Source organism: Streptomyces sp. Tek67B01, from assembly GCF_055231995.1.
On sequence record NZ_JBUYUY010000001.1, the window covers coordinates 4,797,243 to 4,814,465 of the forward strand.

The following is a 17,223-nucleotide window of genomic DNA, read 5'->3' on the forward strand; positions in this document are numbered from 1 at the left end:
GCCGACGCTACGAGAGAGCCCGCGCTCACGCGTCCGACACGCCGAACCGCCCGGCGAGTGTGGCGCGTTGCGCACGCACGAAGCCCGCGTCGACCACCGCTCCGTGACCGGGCACGTACAGCGCGTCGTCCCCGCCGAGCGCCAGCAACCGGTCCAGCGCGGCGGGCCACCGCGCCGGGACCGCGTCCGGGCCGGCCTGGGGTTCGCCCGACTCCTCCACGAGGTCCCCGCAGAAGACGACCTCCCGCTCACCGGGCACGAAGACCGCCAGATCGTGCCGCGTGTGCCCCGGCCCGACGTTCGCCAGCAGCACCTGCACCCCGCCGAGCTCCAGCGTCCACTCGCCCGACACCAGGTTCCGCGGCGTCGCAAGCAGCTCCGCGGCCTCGGTGGCCTCCGCCTCCGCCAAGCCGTGCCGGACCGCGTCCTCCCGCAGGGCTTCCCGGTCACTGGCGAGGTGGGCGTCCAGCCCGACCGCGCCGTAGAACTCGGCCCCCGAGAAGGCCGAGCCGCCCAGCACGTGATCGAAATGTCCGTGCGTGAATGCGATATGGGTCACGTGCCGGCCGGTCAACCGCTCGGCCTGGGCCCGCACGTCCACGCCTTCGCGGACGCACGAGCCGGGGTCGATCAGAAGGACCGACTCGTCCCCAACCACCAGCCCCACCGTGCAGTCCCACACCGGTAGTCGGCGCCGCCCGGCCCGCCCGGTCAGCCGCTCCCAGCCCGCCTCTTCCCAACGCACGTCCATGCGGGGACGCTACCCTGACGGGCCGCCCTTGCCTCCGGCGTACTGCCCGGCCGTACACTGACCGGGGGATCTCTGGCACTCGGATACGCAGAGTGCCAACACGGCCGCCCCGGGCCGACCGGAATCGACCGCAGCGACGACCCACCGCACTGGAGGTGTGCACGAGTGCTCAGCGAACGCAGGCTCGAGGTGTTGCGCGCCATCGTCCAGGACTACGTGGGGACGGAGGAACCGGTCGGGTCCAAGGCGCTCACCGAGCGCCACCGGCTCGGCGTCTCCCCGGCGACGGTCCGCAACGACATGGCCTTGCTGGAGGAGGAGGGCTACATCGCCCAGCCCCACACCAGCGCCGGACGCATCCCCACCGACAAGGGCTATCGGCTCTTCGTCGACAAGCTGGCGGGGGTCAAACCGCTGTCGACGCCCGAGCGCCGGGCCATCCAGAACTTCCTCGACGGCGCGGTCGACCTCGACGACGTCGTCGGGCGCACCGTGCGACTGCTCGCGCAGCTCACCCGGCAGGTGGCCGTGGTGCAGTACCCGAGCCTGACCCGCTCCACCGTCCGGCACGTGGAGTTGCTGTCGCTGGCACCCGCGCGCCTGATGCTGGTGCTGATCACGGACACCGGGCGGGTCGAGCAGCGGCTCGTCGACTGCCAGACCCCCTTCGCGGAGACGTCGCTCGCCGACCTGCGGGCACGCCTCAACAGCAGGGTCGTCGGCCGTCGGTTCACCGACGTACCGCCGCTCGTGCAGGACCTTCCGGACTCCTTCGAGGCCGAGGACCGGGCGACGGTCAAGGCCGTCCTCGCGACCCTGCGGGAAACGCTGGTGGAGGAGGCGGAGGAACGGCTGATGATCGGCGGTACCGCCAACCTCACGCGCTTCGGACATGATTTCCCCCTGACGATCAGGCCGGTGCTGGAAGCGCTGGAGGAGCAGGTCGTGCTCCTCAAGCTGCTGGGCGAGGCCAGTGAGTCGGGGATGGCCGTGAAGATCGGGCATGAGAATGCCTACGAGGGACTGAACTCCACGTCCGTCGTCTCGGTCGGTTACGGTTCGGGCGGCGAAGCAGTCGCCAAACTCGGCGTGGTCGGACCGACCCGCATGGACTACCCCGGAACGATGGGAGCGGTACGCGCAGTGGCACGTTACGTCGGACAGATCCTGGCGGAGTCGTAAGTGGCCACGGACTACTACGCCGTTCTCGGCGTGCGCCGCGACGCATCGCAGGACGAGATCAAGAAGGCCTTCCGTCGCCTGGCGCGCGAACTCCACCCGGACGTGAATCCGGACCCGAAGACGCAGGAGCGCTTCAAGGAGATCAACGCGGCCTACGAGGTCCTCTCGGACCCGCAGAAGAAGCAGGTCTACGACCTCGGCGGCGACCCGCTGTCCTCCTCGGGCGGTGGCGGCGGCGCGGGCGGATTCGGTGCGGGTGGCTTCGGCAACTTCTCCGACATCATGGACGCCTTCTTCGGCCAGGCCTCGCAGCGCGGGCCGCGCTCGCGCACCCGCCGGGGCCAGGACGCCATGATCCGCCTCGACCTGGAACTGGACGAGGCGGCCTTCGGGACCACCAAGGACATCCAGGTCGACACGGCCGTCGTCTGCACCACCTGCTCCGGTGAGGGCGCCGCACCCGGCACCTCCGCGCAGACGTGTGACATGTGCCGCGGACGCGGCGAGGTGTCGCAGGTCACCCGGTCCTTCCTGGGCCAGGTCATGACCTCGCGGCCCTGCCCGCAGTGTCAGGGCTTCGGTACCGTCGTCCCCACCCCGTGCCCCGAGTGCGCGGGCGACGGCCGGGTCCGCTCCCGCCGCAGCCTCACCGTCAAGATCCCGGCGGGCGTCGAGAACGGCACCCGCATCCAGCTGGCGGGCGAGGGCGAGGTCGGCCCCGGCGGCGGCCCTGCCGGCGACCTGTACGTGGAGATCCACGAGCTGCCGCACCCGACCTTCCAGCGGCGCGGCGACGACCTGCACTGCACGGTCACCATCCCCATGACGGCGGCGGCCCTGGGCACCAAGTGCCCGCTGGAGACGCTCGACGGCATGGAGGAGATCGACATCCGGCCCGGCACCGGGTCCGGCCAGGCGATCCCGCTGCACGGCCGCGGCGTCACGCACCTGCGCGGCGGCGGTCGCGGCGACCTGATCGTCCACGTCGAGGTCACCACCCCCGGCAAGCTCGACGCGCAGCAGGAGGACCTGTTGCGCCAGCTGGCGAAGCTGCGGGGCGAGGAGCGGCCGATGGGCCAGTTCGCACCGGGCCAGCAGGGTCTGTTCAGCCGCCTCAAGGACGCGTTCAACGGCCGCTGACCGGCCCGCCGCACCTCGTACGAGCTCGGCCCGGGGACTGCCCCGGGCCGGGCTCGCGGTCTTCGCGGACCCGGGCCCGCGAGGGCCCCGCGGTGGCGTCGGGCCGTCGCCGGGAAGCGGACTATGCCAGGCGAATGCCGTGATTCGGCCCGGTGCGCCGGACGTGGCACGATGCAGGGCATGTCCACCGCGCCGAACGGTCTCTCCCCGTACCCGATCGTGCAGGCCCCCATGGCGGGCGGTGCCTCCTGTCCGCCGCTCGCCGCCGCCGTGTGCGAGGCGGGCGGCCTGGGGTTCCTGGCCGGCGGCTACAAGACGGCCGACGGGATGTACCAGGAGATCAAGCAGGTACGCGCCCTCACCCGGCGGCCCTTCGGTGTCAACCTGTTCATGCCGCAGACCGGCTACGTCGACCCCGCGGCCGTCGAGACCTACCGGGGGCAACTGGCCGGCGAGGCGACCTGGTACGAGGTGTCCCTCGCGCCGGACGACACCGTCGGCACCTGCGACGACGGCTACGACGCCAAACTCGCCATCCTCCTGGAGGACCCCGTCCCGGTGGTCTCCTTCACCTTCGGCTGCCCGCCGGCGGGCGTCTTGACCAGGCTCCGCGAGGTGGGCACGTACACCGTCGTCACCGTGACCGCCGTCGACGAAGCCCGCGCCGCCCAGGCCGCGGGCGTCGACGCGGTCTGCGTCCAGGGCGTCGAGGCGGGCGGTCACCAGGGCACCCACCGCGACGACCCGGAGACCGACGGCACGGCCGGCGTCGGCCTGCTCGTCCTCGTCGCGGCGGTGCGCGAGGCGGTGGCCCTTCCGATCATCGCGGCGGGCGGGGTGATGCGCGGCGCGCAGATCGCGGCTTTGCTCGCGGCGGGCGCCGACGCCGCCCAGCTCGGCACGGCCTTCCTGCCCTGCCCGGAGTCGGGCGCCGACCCCCTGCACAAGAGGGCGCTGACGGACCCGCTGTTCCCGCACACCGAACTCACCCGGGCCTTCTCCGGCAGGCCCGCCCGGGGCCTGGTCAACCGCTTCATGCGCGAGCACGGCCCGTACGCCCCGGCCGCGTACCCGCAGGTCCACCACCTGACCTCGGGACTGCGCAAGGCGGCGGCCGCCGCCGGCGACCCGCAGGGCATGGCGCTGTGGGCGGGTCAGGGACATCGGCTGGCGCGGGCGCTGCCGGCCGGGGAACTGGTGGAGGTGCTCGCGGCGGAACTCGTCGGGGCACAGAGCGCGTTGAAGGTCATGCAGATGAGGAGAGCGTCATGACGGCCCCGGTGTTCGTGGTCGAGAAGGTCCCCGCGGGGCCGGAGTTCGTGCTGGACGGCCCGGAGGGGCGGCACGCGGTCTCCGTCAAGCGGCTGAACCCGGGCGAGGCGGTGGTCCTCGCGGATGGCCGGGGCCGCTGGGCCGAGGGCGTCGTGAAGTCGGCGGAGGGCAAGGACCGGCTGGTCGTCGCCGTGTCGGGGGTCTTCGAGGAGCCGGAACCGGCCGTCCGGATCACCGTCGTACAGGCCCTGCCCAAGGGCGACCGGGGCGAACTCGCGGTCGAGACGATGACCGAGACCGGGGTCGACGCGATCGTGCCCTGGCAGGCGTCCCGGTGCATCACCCAGTGGCGCGGCGAGCGCGGCGCCAAGTCCCTGGCCAAGTGGCGGGCCACCGCCCGGGAGGCGGGCAAGCAGTCCCGTAGGGTGCGCTTCCCCGAGGTCGCCGAAGCCCTGTCCACGAAGCAGGTGGCGGCGCTGCTGGCCGGCGCCGACCTGGCCGTGGTCCTGCACGAGGACCGCGACACCCCCTCGGGCGCCCTGGCCACGGCCCCGTTGCCCACCGCCGGCTCCGTCGTGCTGGTGGTCGGCCCGGAGGGTGGGGTCTCGCCCGAGGAACTCGCCGTCTTCGCGGCGGCCGGCGCCCACCCGTACCGCCTGGGCCCCTCGGTCCTGCGCACCTCCACCGCCGGTACGGCCGCGACGGCGGTCCTGCTGGCGCGGACGGGCCGCTGGTCCTGACCCGGCCCGTCCCCCGTGCGGGAGCGGGGGATCGAGCCGGCCCCGAGCCGGTGGATCACCGCGCCGGTTACGATGCCCCGACCGACTGGATGTCTTGAACCGAGGCACGTCACGAGAGGCGCAGCAATGGCCGGGGAACCGCAGGCGGACTGCCTGTTCTGCAAGATCGTGGAGGGGAAGATCCCGGCGACGATCGTCCGCGAGTCCGAGACGACCGTCGCCTTCCGGGACATCAACCCGCAGGCGCCCACGCACGTCCTCGTCATCCCGAAGGCGCACTACCCCGACGCCGCGTCCCTGGCAGCCGCCGAGCCGACGCTCGCCGCCGACGTGCTGCGCGAGGCCGGGCAGATCGCCGCCGGCGAGGGCATCGACGACCACGGCTACCGGATCGTGTTCAACACCGGCGCCGGCGCCGGCCAGACCGTCTGGCACGCGCACGCGCACGTCCTCGGCGGTCGCGGCCTCCAGTGGCCCCCCGGATAAGACGTGTCCGTACGGGAGTTCGTGGTCCTGGGGACCGCAAGCCAGGTCCCCACCCGGGCCCGCAACCACAACGGCTACCTGCTGCGCTGGGACGGCGAGGGCATCCTCTTCGACCCGGGCGAGGGCACCCAGCGCCAGATGCTGCGCGCCGGGGTCGCCGCGCACGACATCGACCGGATCTGTGTGACCCACTTCCACGGTGACCACAGTCTCGGCCTCGCCGGGGTGATCCAGCGGATCAACCTCGACCAGGTGCCGCACCCCGTCACCGCGCACTACCCGGCCTCGGGGCAGAAGTTCTTCGACCGGCTCCGCTACGCCACCGCCTACCGCGAGACGGTGCGGCTGCGCGAGGAGCCGGTCGCGGGGGACGGCACGCTGGCGGTCGGGCCCTCGTACACCCTGGAGGCCCGGCGGCTCTCGCACCCGGTGGAGTCCTTCGGCTACCGGATCACCGAGCCGGACGGACGCCGGATGGTGCCGGAGCTGCTGGCGCGGCACGGGATCAAGGGACCGGACGTGGGTCGGCTCCAGCGCGAGGGCGGCCTGGGCGGCGTCGGTCTGGACGAGGTCAGCGAGCACCGGCCGGGGCAGCGGTTCGCCTTCGTGATGGACACCCGGCTGTGCGCGGGCGTGGACGCGCTCGCCGAGGGCTGCGACATGCTGGTGATCGAGTCGACGTTCCTGGACGAGGACGTGGCGCTGGCCGGCGACCACGGCCACCTCACCGCCGGACAGGCCGCGCGGGTGGCCAGGGACGCGGGCGTCCGACACCTGGTGCTGACGCACTTCTCGCAGCGCTACCCCGACCCCGCCGAGTTCGAGCGGCAGGCACGGGCGGCCGGCTTCGAGGGTGAACTGACGATCGCCGCGGACCTCGTACGGGTTCCCCTCCCGAAGCGCGGGTAGCGGGAGCCGGCTCAGGCCGAACCCGAGCGCCCGCACGGTGATGTGGGTCACACTGGGTTTCGGTTCGTCCGCGCTCGGGCATCCACGACGGCTGTCCGCCGCGGGGCCAGGGCGCGGGGGCGAACCGTCCACCTCGGGCGCACACAGGAAGCGGGGAGCACACGTGACCAGTCGGGACAGCCGCACCAGCCCCGAATCGAGACTGGACCCGCTCGGTCCGGTGCGCGATCCCCACGAACCGGGCTGCGACGTCTTCCTCACGGGCACCGTCTTCCTCGACATCATCTTCACGGGCCTCGACTCGGCCCCCGTCCGCGGTACGGAGTCCTGGGCGCGCGGCATGGGCTCCAGCCCCGGCGGAGTGGCCAACATGGCCGCCGCGCTGGCCCGCCTCGGCCTGCGGACCTCACTGGCCGCGGCCTTCGGGGACGACCACTACGGTGAGTACTGCTGGGACGCGCTGGAACAGGGCGAGGGCATCGACCTGACGATGTCCCGCAAGATCCCCGGCTGGCACAGCCCCGTCACCGTCTCCATGGCGTACGAGGGCGAGCGCACGATGGTCTCCCACGGGCACGAGGCCCCGCTCCCGGCGGGCCCCGGCCGGTTCCCGCAGTGCCCGCCGCGCGCCCGGGCGGCCGTGGCCTCGCTGGGCCCGGGCGCGGGCGAGGAGTGGATCGCGCAGGCGGCCCGGCAGGGGTCACGGGTCTTCGCCGACGTGGGCTGGGACGAGAGCGGTCGCTGGGACCTCGGGGCGCTGGCGGACCTGGAGCACTGCGAGGCCTTCCTGCCGAACGCGGGCGAGGCCATGCGGTACACCCGGACCGACTGCCCGCGCGCGGCGGCCCGGGCGCTGGCGCGGAAGGTGCCGGTCGCGGTGGTGACCATGGGCGCGGAGGGCTCCTGCGCGGTGGACGGCCGCACCGGGGAGACGGCGGAGGTCCCCGGGATCACGGTGGACGCGCTGGACCCGACGGGAGCCGGTGACGTGTTCGTGGCGGGTTTCGTCACGGGCACCCTGGCCGGGTGGCCGTTGGCGGACCGGCTGGCCTTCGCCGGGCTCACGGCGGCCCTGTCGGTGCAGGAGTTCGGCGGTTCCCTGTCGGCCCCGGGCTGGCCGGAGGTCTCCCACTGGTGGCGCGCCGCCCCGGTGTGTCTGCGCGACCGCTACGCCTTCCTGGACGCCCTGGTGCCCCCGGGCGCGCCGCCGGGCCCACGCCGTCGCGCCGTCCCGACGATCGGCTTCCGACCGTCCCTGTAGGCGGGCGCCGCGACCCGGGGCAGCGGCCGGGGCGGTGGCATGGGGGCGGTGGCCGGGGGGCGCAGCGGAACGGGCCGACGGAAAAGGCCTCGGGGATGGCGCCGGGGAGTCGTACCCTTGGTAGTCCGGAGGTCGACGATCGGCGCGACCCCTCAGTGGGAGGTATGCGCAGGCCACAGTGCCGGCCCATGACTCAGACACCGACAGCCCGTACCCCAGCGCCGGGGCAGGCGCGAGCCCATTTCACCGTTCCGGCCACGCACCCGATGGTGACCGTGCTGGGCTCTGGTGACGCCCTGCTGCGCGTCATCGAGAACGCCTTCCCGAAGGCTGACATCCATGTTCGGGGCAATCAGGTCAGCGCGATCGGCGACGCGGTGGAAGTCGCCCTGATCCAGCGCCTGTTCGACGAGATGATGCTGGTGCTCCGCACCGGGCAGTCGATGACGGAGGACGCAGTGGAACGCTCGATCGCCATGCTCAAGGCGAACGGCAAGGCGGGAGGCGGCGACGGCGGCCCCGAGGAGACACCGGCCGAGGTGCTCACCCAGAACATCCTCTCCAACCGCGGCCGGACCATCCGTCCCAAGACGCTCAACCAGAAGCGTTACGTGGACGCGATCGACAAGAACACCATCGTCTTCGGCATCGGCCCGGCCGGTACCGGCAAGACCTACCTCGCCATGGCCAAGGCGGTCCAGGCGCTCCAGTCCAAGCAGGTCAGCCGGATCATCCTGACCCGCCCCGCCGTCGAGGCCGGCGAGCGCCTCGGCTTCCTGCCGGGCACCCTGTTCGACAAGATCGACCCGTACCTGCGTCCGCTGTACGACGCCCTGCACGACATGCTCGACCCGGACTCCATCCCCCGCCTGATGGCCGCCGGCACCATCGAGGTGGCACCCCTGGCGTACATGCGCGGCCGTACGCTCAATGATGCTTTTGTCGTATTGGACGAGGCGCAGAACACCACCGCCGAGCAGATGAAGATGTTCCTGACCCGGCTCGGCTTCGACTCGAAGATCGTCGTCACCGGTGACGTGACACAGATCGACCTGCCGGGCGGGGCCAAGAGCGGCCTGCGCCAGGTGCAGGAGATCCTCGACGGGGTGCCGGACATCCACTTCTCACGGCTCACCTCCGAGGATGTCGTCCGGCACAAGCTGGTCGGCCGTATCGTCGACGCGTACGAGAAGTACGACGACAGCCAGGACTCCCCGCAGTCCCGGAACGGCTACCAGCGGAAGTAGAACTCAGCGCACCATGTCGATCGACGTCAACAACGAATCCGGGATGGAGGTCGACGAGCAGGCGGTCCTCGACATCGCCCGCTACGCGCTCACCCGGATGCGTATCCACCCGCTGTCCGAGCTGTCCGTCATCGTCGTCGACGAGGAGGCGATGGAGCAGCTCCACATCCAGTGGATGGACCTGCCAGGACCCACCGACGTCATGTCCTTCCCGATGGACGAACTGCGTCCCCCGGCGAAGGACGACGAGGAGCCCCCGCAGGGGCTCCTCGGCGACATCGTGCTGTGCCCGGAAGTCGCCAAGCGTCAGGGCGAGGAAGCGCCGACGCGGCACTCCATGGACGAGGAACTCCAGCTCCTGACCGTCCACGGGGTGCTGCACCTGCTCGGGTACGACCACGAGGAGCCGGACGAGAAGGCCGAGATGTTCGGCCTCCAGGCGGCCATCGTCGACGGCTGGCGCGGTGAGCGCGGCCTGACCGGCCCGTCCCCCGCCCCCACCGTCTCGTGACCGGCGCACCGCAGCTGATCAGCGGCGCGGTGCTGCTGGTCGTCGTGGCGTGGTTCGCGGCCTGCGCGGAGTCCGGGATCGCCCGCGTCTCCAGCTTCCGTGCCGAGCAGGCCGTACGGGAGGGCCGGCGCGGCAGTGCCAAGCTGGCGCAGGTCACCGGGGACCCGACCCGCTACGTCAATGTGGCGCTGCTCGTCCGGGTCACCTGCGAGATGGCGGCGGGCGTGTTCGTCACCTACGTCTGCCTGGACGAGTTCGGCGAGAACTGGACCGCGCTGCTCGTGGCCATCGCCGTGATGGTGCTGGTGTCGTACGTGGCGGTGGGGGTGTCCCCGCGCACCATCGGCCGCCAGCACCCGCTGAACACGGCGACCGCGGCCGCGTACGTACTCGTCCCGCTCGCCCGGGTCATGGGGCCGATCCCGCAGCTGCTGATCCTCCTCGGCAACGCGCTCACCCCGGGCAAGGGCTTCCGCAAGGGGCCGTTCGCCTCCGAGGCCGAGCTGCGGGCCATGGTGGACCTGGCGGAGAAGGAATCGCTGATCGAGGACGACGAGCGCCGGATGGTGCACCAGGTCTTCGAACTCGGCGACACCCTCGTGCGCGAGGTGATGGTGCCCCGCACCGACCTCGTGTGCATCGAGCGGTACAAGACGGTCCGGCAGGCGACCACGCTCGCGCTGCGCTCCGGCTTTTCGCGCATCCCGGTGACCGGGGAGAACGAGGACGACATCGTCGGGATCGTCTACCTGAAGGACCTGGTCCGCAAGACGCACATCAGCCGGGAGGCGGAGTCCGACCTCGTCTCGACGGCGATACGGCCGGCCGTCTTCGTGCCCGACACCAAGAACGCCGGTGACCTGCTCCGCGAGATGCAGTCGGTACGCAACCACGTGGCCGTCGTCATCGACGAGTACGGCGGTACGGCGGGCATCGTGACGATCGAGGACATCCTGGAGGAGATCGTCGGCGAGATCACCGACGAGTACGACCGCGAACTCCCGCCGGTCGAGGAGCTCGGTGACGACCGGTACCGGGTCACCGCCCGCCTCGACATCACCGACCTCGGGGAGCTGTTCAAGGTCGAGGCCTTCGACGACGAGGACGTGGAGACGGTCGGCGGCCTGCTCGCCAAGGCGCTGGGCCGGGTGCCGATCGCGGGCGCGTCGGCCGTGGTCGAGCTGCCCGACGGCCGGCCGCTGCGGCTGACCGCCGAATCCCCCGCCGGCCGCCGGAACAAGATCGTGACGGTGTTGGTGGAGCCCGTGGTGACGGAGCCGGACGAGGGCGCGGTGGTGCCCGAATGACCCCCGCGGAGCTGCGCGCGTTCTGCCTTGGCTTCAACGCGGCGGTGGAGGAGTTCCCCTTCACGCCGGAGACCTCGGTGTTCAAGGTGCTCGGCAAGGTGTTCGCGCTGACGGCGCTGGACGCCGAACCGTTGAAGATCAACCTCAAGTGCGAGCCGGAGGCGGCGGTGCGGCTGCGGGCGGAGCACGAGGCGATCGCGCCGGGCTGGCACATGAACAAGCGGCACTGGAACACGGTGACGGTCGCCGGGCTGCCGGACGAGATGGTCCGGGAGCTGGTGGAGGACTCGTACGACCTGGTGGTCGCCGGGCTGCCGAAGGCCGAGCGGTTGCGGCTGGACCGGCCCTGACCGGTCGGGGCGGCGGCTCGGCGGGGCCGTCCCCCGGACCCGCCGGGGCGCTCCCTATGCTTTCGCCCATGAGCGACGACACCGGGATCGACCCCGAGGACAGCAAGATCATCACACTGGCGCGCAGCGCCCGCGCCCGCAACGGCGTGCCGGAGGGCGCGGCGGTGCGCGACGAGACGGGCCGCACGTACGTGGCCGGGACCGTGGAGCTGGACTCCCTCAAGCTGAGCGCGCTGCGGACGGCGGTCGCGATGGCGGTGGCCAGCGGGGCCCGGTCGCTGGAGGCCGCCGCCGTGGTGAGCGCGGCGGACGCCCCGGCCGACGCGGACCGCGCGGCCGTCCGCGACCTCGGCGGCCCGGACACCCCGGTCCTCCTGGCGGCCCCGGACGGCACCCTGAAGTCCACGACGCCGGCGGGCTGACGGGCCCGCCCGGCCGGCGCCTGCGGGTCGGACCGGCGCGGGCGCCGCGGGCGGGCCGGGGCCCGCGTCCAGGCGGGCCGGGCGGCCGGGGGTGCCGGTCTCAAGTCCGCCGTCCCGGCGGCGGTGCCGGACGAGCGCGGGGCGCGCGGGAACATCGGCGCGGCCGGGCGGACGCGGCGCAATCCGTTGAGCGGCGGGGCGGGCCGGGCCGGAACAGTCGGTGACGCCGGCGGGGCGGGGTGGCCTCGGTCGGTGGCCGCAGGTCCACCGTCCCGGCGGGCTGGACGCCTGGCAACGGGCTCACACGGGCCGCTGACGCCGGAGCAACCGTCGGCGAGACCCATGACCGGCCGGCGGGCCCGGGACCCCAGCCACCCGCGGACCGTGTTCCACGCGCTCGCGGCGGCGCCGAGCAGGCAGGCCGCCGGGGGTGTCGGCCGGCGCGACGCCGACGACCACCAGGGTGCCGCCCGCCGTCCGCCGCCCGCCGCCCGGCCCCGGCAGCCGTGCCGGCACACCCGCGCCGCGCCGGCCGGCCCGCCGGCATCGCGGTCGGCGCGTGGGTTGGCCGGCGGCCGGGGCCGGGCGGCGGGCGATACGGGCGGGTCGGTGCCGACCCGGGCGTCGTAGCAGCCCGGCCGGCCAAGCGGACGCCCGGACCGGCCTCAGCGCACCGCCGCGGGAGCTACCGCTGCCCACCGGGCGCCAGGCGCCCCCGGCGACGAGCGTCCGGGGCCCGGGGCGACCGGCGCCGCGTCAGGCTGTGGCCGGGGTGGCGGAAGGGCGGCGGCGGATGACCATGGCCATCAGGGCGGCCACCGCGCACAGCGCGCCCGCCGCGTACCAGACCAGGTCGTACGAGCCGAACGCGTCCCGTGCCAGGCCGCCCAGGAAGGCCACCAGGGCCGCGCCCACTTGGTGCGAGGCCAGGACCCAGCCGAAGACGATGGCGCTGTCCTCCCCGTACTGCTCGCGGCACAGGGCGATGGTGGGCGGGACGGTCGCGACCCAGTCCAGGCCGTAGAAGACGATGAAGAAGACCATCGGCGGGTGCACGGACGGCGCCATCAGCATCGGCAGGAACAGCAGCGAGATGCCGCGCAGGGCGTAGTACACCGCCAGCAGTCGACGGGCTTCGAACCGGTCGGTGAACCAGCCGGAGGCGATCGTGCCGAGCACGTCGAACACGCCGACCACCGCGAGCAGCCCCGCGGCCGCCGTCACCGGCATGCCGTGGTCGTGCGCCGCGGGCACGAAGTGGGTCCGCACCAGCCCGTTGGTCGAGGCGCCGCAGATCGCGAAAGTGCCGGCCAGGAGCCAGAAGGGGCCGGTCCGGGCCGCCTTGAACAGCACCGACACCGCTCGCCCCGCCGCCCCGCGGGACGGCGCGGGCTTGGCAGCGTACGTGCCCCCGTACGGCGCGAGCCCCACGTCCGCGGGGTGGTCGCGCAGCAGCAGCCACACGAACGGCACCACGACCAGTGCGGCCAGCGACACGGTGACCGCGCCGGGGCGCCATCCGTGGCGTTCCACCAGCCAGGACAGCAACGGAAGGAAGATCAACTGTCCGGAGGCGCCGGCCGCGGTCAGGACGCCGGTGACGAGTCCGCGGCGGGCGGTGAACCAGCGGTTGGTCACGGTCGCGGCGAACGCCATGGCCATCGAGCCGCTGCCCAGACCGACCAGCACCCCCCACAGCAGCACCAGTTGCCAGGCCGCGGTCATCCAGACCGTGGCCACCGCCCCGACGGATATGACGAGCAGGGCCCCCGCCACGACCCGGCGCATGCCGAAACGGTCCATCAGCGCGGCCGCGAACGGTGCGGTCAGCCCATAGAGGGCGAGGTTGACGGAGACGGCGAAGCCGATGGTGCCGCGCGACCAGTCGAACTCCTCGTGGAGCGGCTCGATGAGCAGCCCGGGCAGGGAGGCGAAGGCGGCGGCGCCGACGATCGTCACGAAGGCGACGGCCGCGACGAACCAGGCGCGGTGGACGCGACCGGGTGTGCGCGGGGCGGGCGGGGGAGCGGGATCGGCGGCGGGCGTGGGTGCGGGCGTGGGTGCTGTCTGGGTCACCCCGAAAGCTTCGGGCCGCAGGGGCACCCGGCGACAGTGGCCTGAACGACATGCTTCGGTACGATCGGGCCATGGAGCCCCCCATACAGGTCCCGTCGAGAACCGCCGCCCACCGGGTCGTCGTCCTCGCCCTCGCCGGACTGCTGCCCTTCGAACTCGGCATTCCGCACCGGATCTTCGGCCGGGCCAAGGACCGTACGGGGCAGCCGCTGTACGAGATCCTCACCTGCGGACTTGCCGCGGGGCAGGTGCCCACCGACGCGGACTTCGCGATCCGCGTCGAACACGGCCCGGAGCTGCTCGCAACGGCCGACACGGTCGTGGTGCCGGCTTCGTACGAGCTCGGGCCGGTGTACGAGTACGGCGGGCTGACGGACGAACTCGCCGCCGCCCTGACCCACATCCGCCCCGGCACCCGGCTCGTCTCCATCTGTACGGGTGGTTACGTGCTGGCCGCCGCGGGGTACCTGGACGGCCTTCGAGCGACGACCCATTGGGCCCACGCCGAGCACTTCCAGCGGCTGTTCCCCCGGGTGCTCGTCGACGCCGACGTGCTCTACACCGACGAGGGGGACGTACTCACCTCCGCCGGAGTCGCGGCCGGCATCGACTTGTGCCTGCACATCGTGCGCCGCGACCACGGCGCCGCCGTCGCCAACGACGTGGCCCGGCGGACCGTGGTGCCGCCCCACCGGGAGGGCGGGCAGGCCCAGTTCATCGAACGCCCCGTCCCCGAACCGCAGCGGACCGGCACCGCTTCCGCGCGGGCCTGGCTGCTGGAGCGACTGCACGAGCCGATCAGACTCAGCGACCTGGCCCGCCAGGAGGCCGTGTCCGTACGGACGTTCACGCGCCGGTTCCGCGAGGAGGTCGGGGTGAGCCCGGGCGAGTGGATCGTCGCGCAACGCGTCGAGCGGGCCCGACGGCTGCTGGAGCTGACGGAGCTCCCGATGGAACAGGTGGCGCGGGAGAGCGGGTTCGGGGCGGCCCAGTCACTGCGCAAGCACGTACAGACCGCGCTGGGGGTGAGCCCGACCGGGTACCGCAGGACGTTCCGGGCGGTCGGCGGCTCATCGCTGTTGCCTGACGGGTCGTCAGCCGAGGCGGATTCCGTGCATTGACCTCTCCCGCCCCCGGCTTGTGAATGCCCCCCGGTCGGACGCAACCCCAGGGGGCGGGTACCGCGGCGCCGGGGTCCGGTCACCGGCTCGGGCTTCTCCCCGGCCGCGGGCGCGGGTGTGACGGTGGCGGGCGGACCGGAGCCGCCGAGACCGCGGACCGGGATCGGCGTCCGGCCGGCCGCCTCCACCTCCGGGTCACCGGTCCCACCGCCCCCGCGCTCGCCGTCCGGGACGTCCGGGACGTCCGGGTCCGCGCCGACGGCAACGGCGCGGAGGTCACGTACACCCTGCGCAACCTCGGCAACGTCACCCTCCGGCCGCGCGCCTCCCTCACCGCTCCCTCACCGCGACCGGTCTGGCCGGCCGCACCCTGGCCGACCGTCCACTCACCGGCCTGCCGGCGGAGCTGCTGCGAGGCCAGGAGGTGCGTCCGCGCGGCCCGGGGGCCGATCCGCCGGCCTTGGAGTGGGCCCGGCCGACCGTGCGCGCCGGGGACGCCGGGGCGAGCGCCGAAGGCACCGCCGACCGCGCGAGGCGGCCCCGGCTCACGACCGCGTTGGCCCTCGCGACCGTGGCCTGGTCGGCGCTGGGAGCGGCATCGGGGAGAATGGCCCGTATGAGCGATCGTTCCCCCGAGCCCACCGCCCCGCACCGCGCGGGCTTCGCCTGTTTCGTCGGCCGTCCCAACGCGGGCAAGTCGACCCTGACCAACGCGCTCGTGGGCACCAAGGTCGCGATCACCTCGAGCCGGCCGCAGACCACCCGCCATACCGTTCGCGGCATCGTGCACCGCCCCGACGCCCAACTGGTGCTGGTCGACACCCCCGGCCTGCACAAGCCGCGCACCCTGCTCGGCGAGCGCCTGAACGACGTCGTACGGACCACCTGGGCCGAGGTCGACGTCATCGGCTTCTGCCTGCCGGCCGACCAGAAGCTCGGACCCGGGGACAAGTTCATCGCGAAGGAACTCGCGGCGATCAAGAAGACCCCCAAGATCGCCATCGTGACCAAGACCGACCTGGTGGAATCGAAGCAGCTCGCCGAGCAGCTCCTCGCCATCCACCAGCTCGGCGCGGAGCTCGGCTTCGAGTGGGCCGAGATCGTCCCCGTGTCGGCGGTCGGCGACAGCCAGGTCCAACTGCTGGCGGACCTGATCGCGCCGCTGCTGCCGGAGAGCCCGCCGCTGTACCCCGAGGGTGACCTCACCGACGAGCCCGAGATGGTGATGGTCGCGGAACTCATCCGGGAGGCCGCGCTGGAGGGCGTACGCGACGAGCTGCCGCACTCGATCGCTGTGGTCGTGGAGGAGATGATCCCGCGGGAGAACCGTCCGGCGGACCGCCCGCTGCTCGACATCCACGCGAACGTCTACATCGAGCGGCCCAGCCAGAAGGGCATCATCATCGGCCCGAAGGGCTCCCGTCTCAAGGAGGTCGGGATGAAGTCGCGCAAGCACATCGAGGCGCTCCTGGGCACCCCCGTCTTCCTGGACCTCCACGTGAAGGTGGCCAAGGACTGGCAGCGCGACCCCAAGCAGCTGCGCAAGCTCGGATTCTGATCTTGCTGGGGGTCGGGTCGGCTCCGCCGGTCTCGGCCGCGCGAAAGACGGGGCCGGCCGGACGAGAGACGGGGCCGGCCCTCCGGGGCGTTTTGGCGCGCTAAGGCAGCCGCAAGACCTTCACCGCGTTGTCCGTGCGGGGCGCGGGCCGGCCGTCGGGCCGGGTCTGGATCCGCTCGTGTTCCTCCGCGAGCAGCACCTCCCACTCGCCCTCCGGCAGCTCCAGTTGCGCCACCACCTCGTCCGGGGTCGGGAAGTGCACCGAGTGGTCCGGGTGGTCGTGCCAGGCGGGCCACCCCGCGTGGCCGACGACGAGCAGGACGCCGCCCGGGGCCACGGCCGCGGCGGCCCTGCGCAGGACCCGCTCCCGCGGGAAGTCCCCGTAGGTGTGCAGGAAGCACGCGGAGACCAGGTCGAACTCGCCGTCCGGGAAGGACCGGGCCAGGTCGTGGCGCTGCCAGTCGACCCGGTCGCCGACCCCGGCCTCCTTCGCGTGCGTCTGCGCCCGTTCCAGCGCGACACCGGAGATGTCGGTCGCGGTGACCCGCCAGCCCTGCCGGGCCAGCCACACGGCGTCGCCGCCCTCGCCGCAGCCGAGGTCCAAGGCGCGGCCGGGGGCGAGCCCCTCGGCCTCACGGACAAGCACGGCGTTGGCGTCGCCGCTCCACACGCGATCGCTCTCGCGGTAGCGGGAGTCCCAGTACTCCTCGCCGCCCTCCGGGACGGCGTGCGAGGCGTGTTCGGCGTGTGAGACGGCTTCTGCGTGTTCTGCGTGTTCGGTGGACGGGGCTTCCTCGGGCATCGGGATCTCTCTTCCTGCGCGGTCGTCGATATGCCGATCGTCGGCCCGGCCGCCGCGCGGGCGCAAACAACCTTGCCGATCCGGCAAA

At 73.0% G+C, this 17,223-nt stretch carries 17 protein-coding genes; 14 read left to right on the forward strand and 3 right to left on the reverse strand.

What is annotated here, in order from left to right; all coding sequences use genetic code 11:
• Window positions 1-25 precede the first annotated feature (25 nt).
• Window positions 26-751, reverse strand: a complete 726-nt coding sequence (locus ACV7NM_RS21515) for an MBL fold metallo-hydrolase (RefSeq protein ID WP_463411790.1) — start codon at window positions 749-751, stop codon at window positions 26-28.
• Between the two features lie 165 nt (window positions 752-916).
• Here ACV7NM_RS21515 and hrcA point away from each other — a divergent pair, with 165 nt between their 5' ends.
• The 12 genes from hrcA (at window position 917) to ACV7NM_RS21575 (ending at window position 11,578) form a co-directional block, all read left to right on the forward strand.
• Window positions 917-1,933, forward strand: a complete 1,017-nt coding sequence (hrcA, locus tag ACV7NM_RS21520) for a heat-inducible transcriptional repressor HrcA (protein ID WP_463411791.1) — start codon at window positions 917-919, stop codon at window positions 1,931-1,933.
• On the forward strand, window positions 1,934-3,073 hold the full coding sequence (gene dnaJ / locus ACV7NM_RS21525) for a molecular chaperone DnaJ (RefSeq protein WP_463411792.1): 1,140 nt from the start codon (window positions 1,934-1,936) through the stop codon (window positions 3,071-3,073).
• Between the two features lie 180 nt (window positions 3,074-3,253).
• Window positions 3,254-4,345: a nitronate monooxygenase gene (locus ACV7NM_RS21530; protein ID WP_463411793.1), complete on the forward strand. Its 1,092-nt coding sequence runs from the start codon at window positions 3,254-3,256 to the stop codon at window positions 4,343-4,345.
• The gene (locus tag ACV7NM_RS21535; RefSeq protein WP_463411794.1) at window positions 4,342-5,085 is read left to right on the forward strand and encodes a 16S rRNA (uracil(1498)-N(3))-methyltransferase; all 744 of its coding nucleotides are present in this window, start codon (window positions 4,342-4,344) and stop codon (window positions 5,083-5,085) included. Before ACV7NM_RS21530 ends, ACV7NM_RS21535 begins: the two co-directional genes overlap by 4 nt.
• 126 nt (window positions 5,086-5,211) lie before the next feature.
• Entirely contained in the window at window positions 5,212-5,571 is a 360-nt protein-coding gene (locus ACV7NM_RS21540; protein ID WP_463411795.1) for a histidine triad nucleotide-binding protein, read from the forward strand.
• Between the two features lie 3 nt (window positions 5,572-5,574).
• Window positions 5,575-6,480, forward strand: coding sequence for a ribonuclease Z (locus tag ACV7NM_RS21545; protein ID WP_463411796.1), 906 nt, complete (start codon window positions 5,575-5,577; stop codon window positions 6,478-6,480).
• Window positions 6,481-6,520: 40 nt separating this feature from the next.
• Window positions 6,521-7,741 carry a PfkB family carbohydrate kinase gene (locus ACV7NM_RS21550; RefSeq protein WP_463411797.1) on the forward strand — a complete coding sequence of 407 codons (1,221 nt, stop codon included), beginning with the start codon at window positions 6,521-6,523 and terminating at the stop codon, window positions 7,739-7,741.
• 188 nt (window positions 7,742-7,929) lie between these two features.
• The gene (locus tag ACV7NM_RS21555) at window positions 7,930-8,988 is read left to right on the forward strand and encodes a PhoH family protein (RefSeq protein ID WP_463411798.1); all 1,059 of its coding nucleotides are present in this window, start codon (window positions 7,930-7,932) and stop codon (window positions 8,986-8,988) included.
• A 13-nt stretch (window positions 8,989-9,001) separates the two neighbouring features.
• A complete protein-coding gene (gene ybeY, locus ACV7NM_RS21560; protein ID WP_463411799.1) occupies window positions 9,002-9,499 on the forward strand; it encodes an rRNA maturation RNase YbeY in 498 nt (165 codons plus the stop codon).
• On the forward strand, window positions 9,496-10,806 hold the full coding sequence (locus ACV7NM_RS21565) for a hemolysin family protein (protein WP_463411800.1): 1,311 nt from the start codon (window positions 9,496-9,498) through the stop codon (window positions 10,804-10,806). Before ybeY ends, ACV7NM_RS21565 begins: the two co-directional genes overlap by 4 nt.
• A complete protein-coding gene (locus ACV7NM_RS21570; protein ID WP_463411801.1) occupies window positions 10,803-11,156 on the forward strand; it encodes an MmcQ/YjbR family DNA-binding protein in 354 nt (117 codons plus the stop codon). Before ACV7NM_RS21565 ends, ACV7NM_RS21570 begins: the two co-directional genes overlap by 4 nt.
• A gap of 68 nt (window positions 11,157-11,224) precedes the next feature.
• Window positions 11,225-11,578, forward strand: a complete 354-nt coding sequence (locus ACV7NM_RS21575) for a cytidine deaminase (protein WP_463411802.1) — start codon at window positions 11,225-11,227, stop codon at window positions 11,576-11,578.
• A 756-nt stretch (window positions 11,579-12,334) separates the two neighbouring features.
• On the opposite strand, the gene ACV7NM_RS21580 is transcribed toward ACV7NM_RS21575, so the two are convergent.
• A complete protein-coding gene (locus tag ACV7NM_RS21580) occupies window positions 12,335-13,654 on the reverse strand; it encodes an MFS transporter (protein ID WP_463411803.1) in 1,320 nt (439 codons plus the stop codon).
• Between the two features lie 71 nt (window positions 13,655-13,725).
• Between ACV7NM_RS21580 and ACV7NM_RS21585 the strand changes: the two genes are divergently transcribed.
• Both ACV7NM_RS21585 and era read left to right on the forward strand, forming a co-directional pair.
• Entirely contained in the window at window positions 13,726-14,775 is a 1,050-nt protein-coding gene (locus ACV7NM_RS21585) for a GlxA family transcriptional regulator (protein ID WP_463411804.1), read from the forward strand.
• A gap of 607 nt (window positions 14,776-15,382) precedes the next feature.
• Window positions 15,383-16,333, forward strand: coding sequence for a GTPase Era (gene era, locus ACV7NM_RS21590; protein ID WP_463411805.1), 951 nt, complete (start codon window positions 15,383-15,385; stop codon window positions 16,331-16,333).
• A gap of 100 nt (window positions 16,334-16,433) precedes the next feature.
• On the opposite strand, the gene ACV7NM_RS21595 is transcribed toward era, so the two are convergent.
• Window positions 16,434-17,135, reverse strand: a complete 702-nt coding sequence (locus ACV7NM_RS21595; RefSeq protein ID WP_463411806.1) for an SAM-dependent methyltransferase — start codon at window positions 17,133-17,135, stop codon at window positions 16,434-16,436.
• Between the last annotated feature and the right edge of the window lie 88 nt (window positions 17,136-17,223).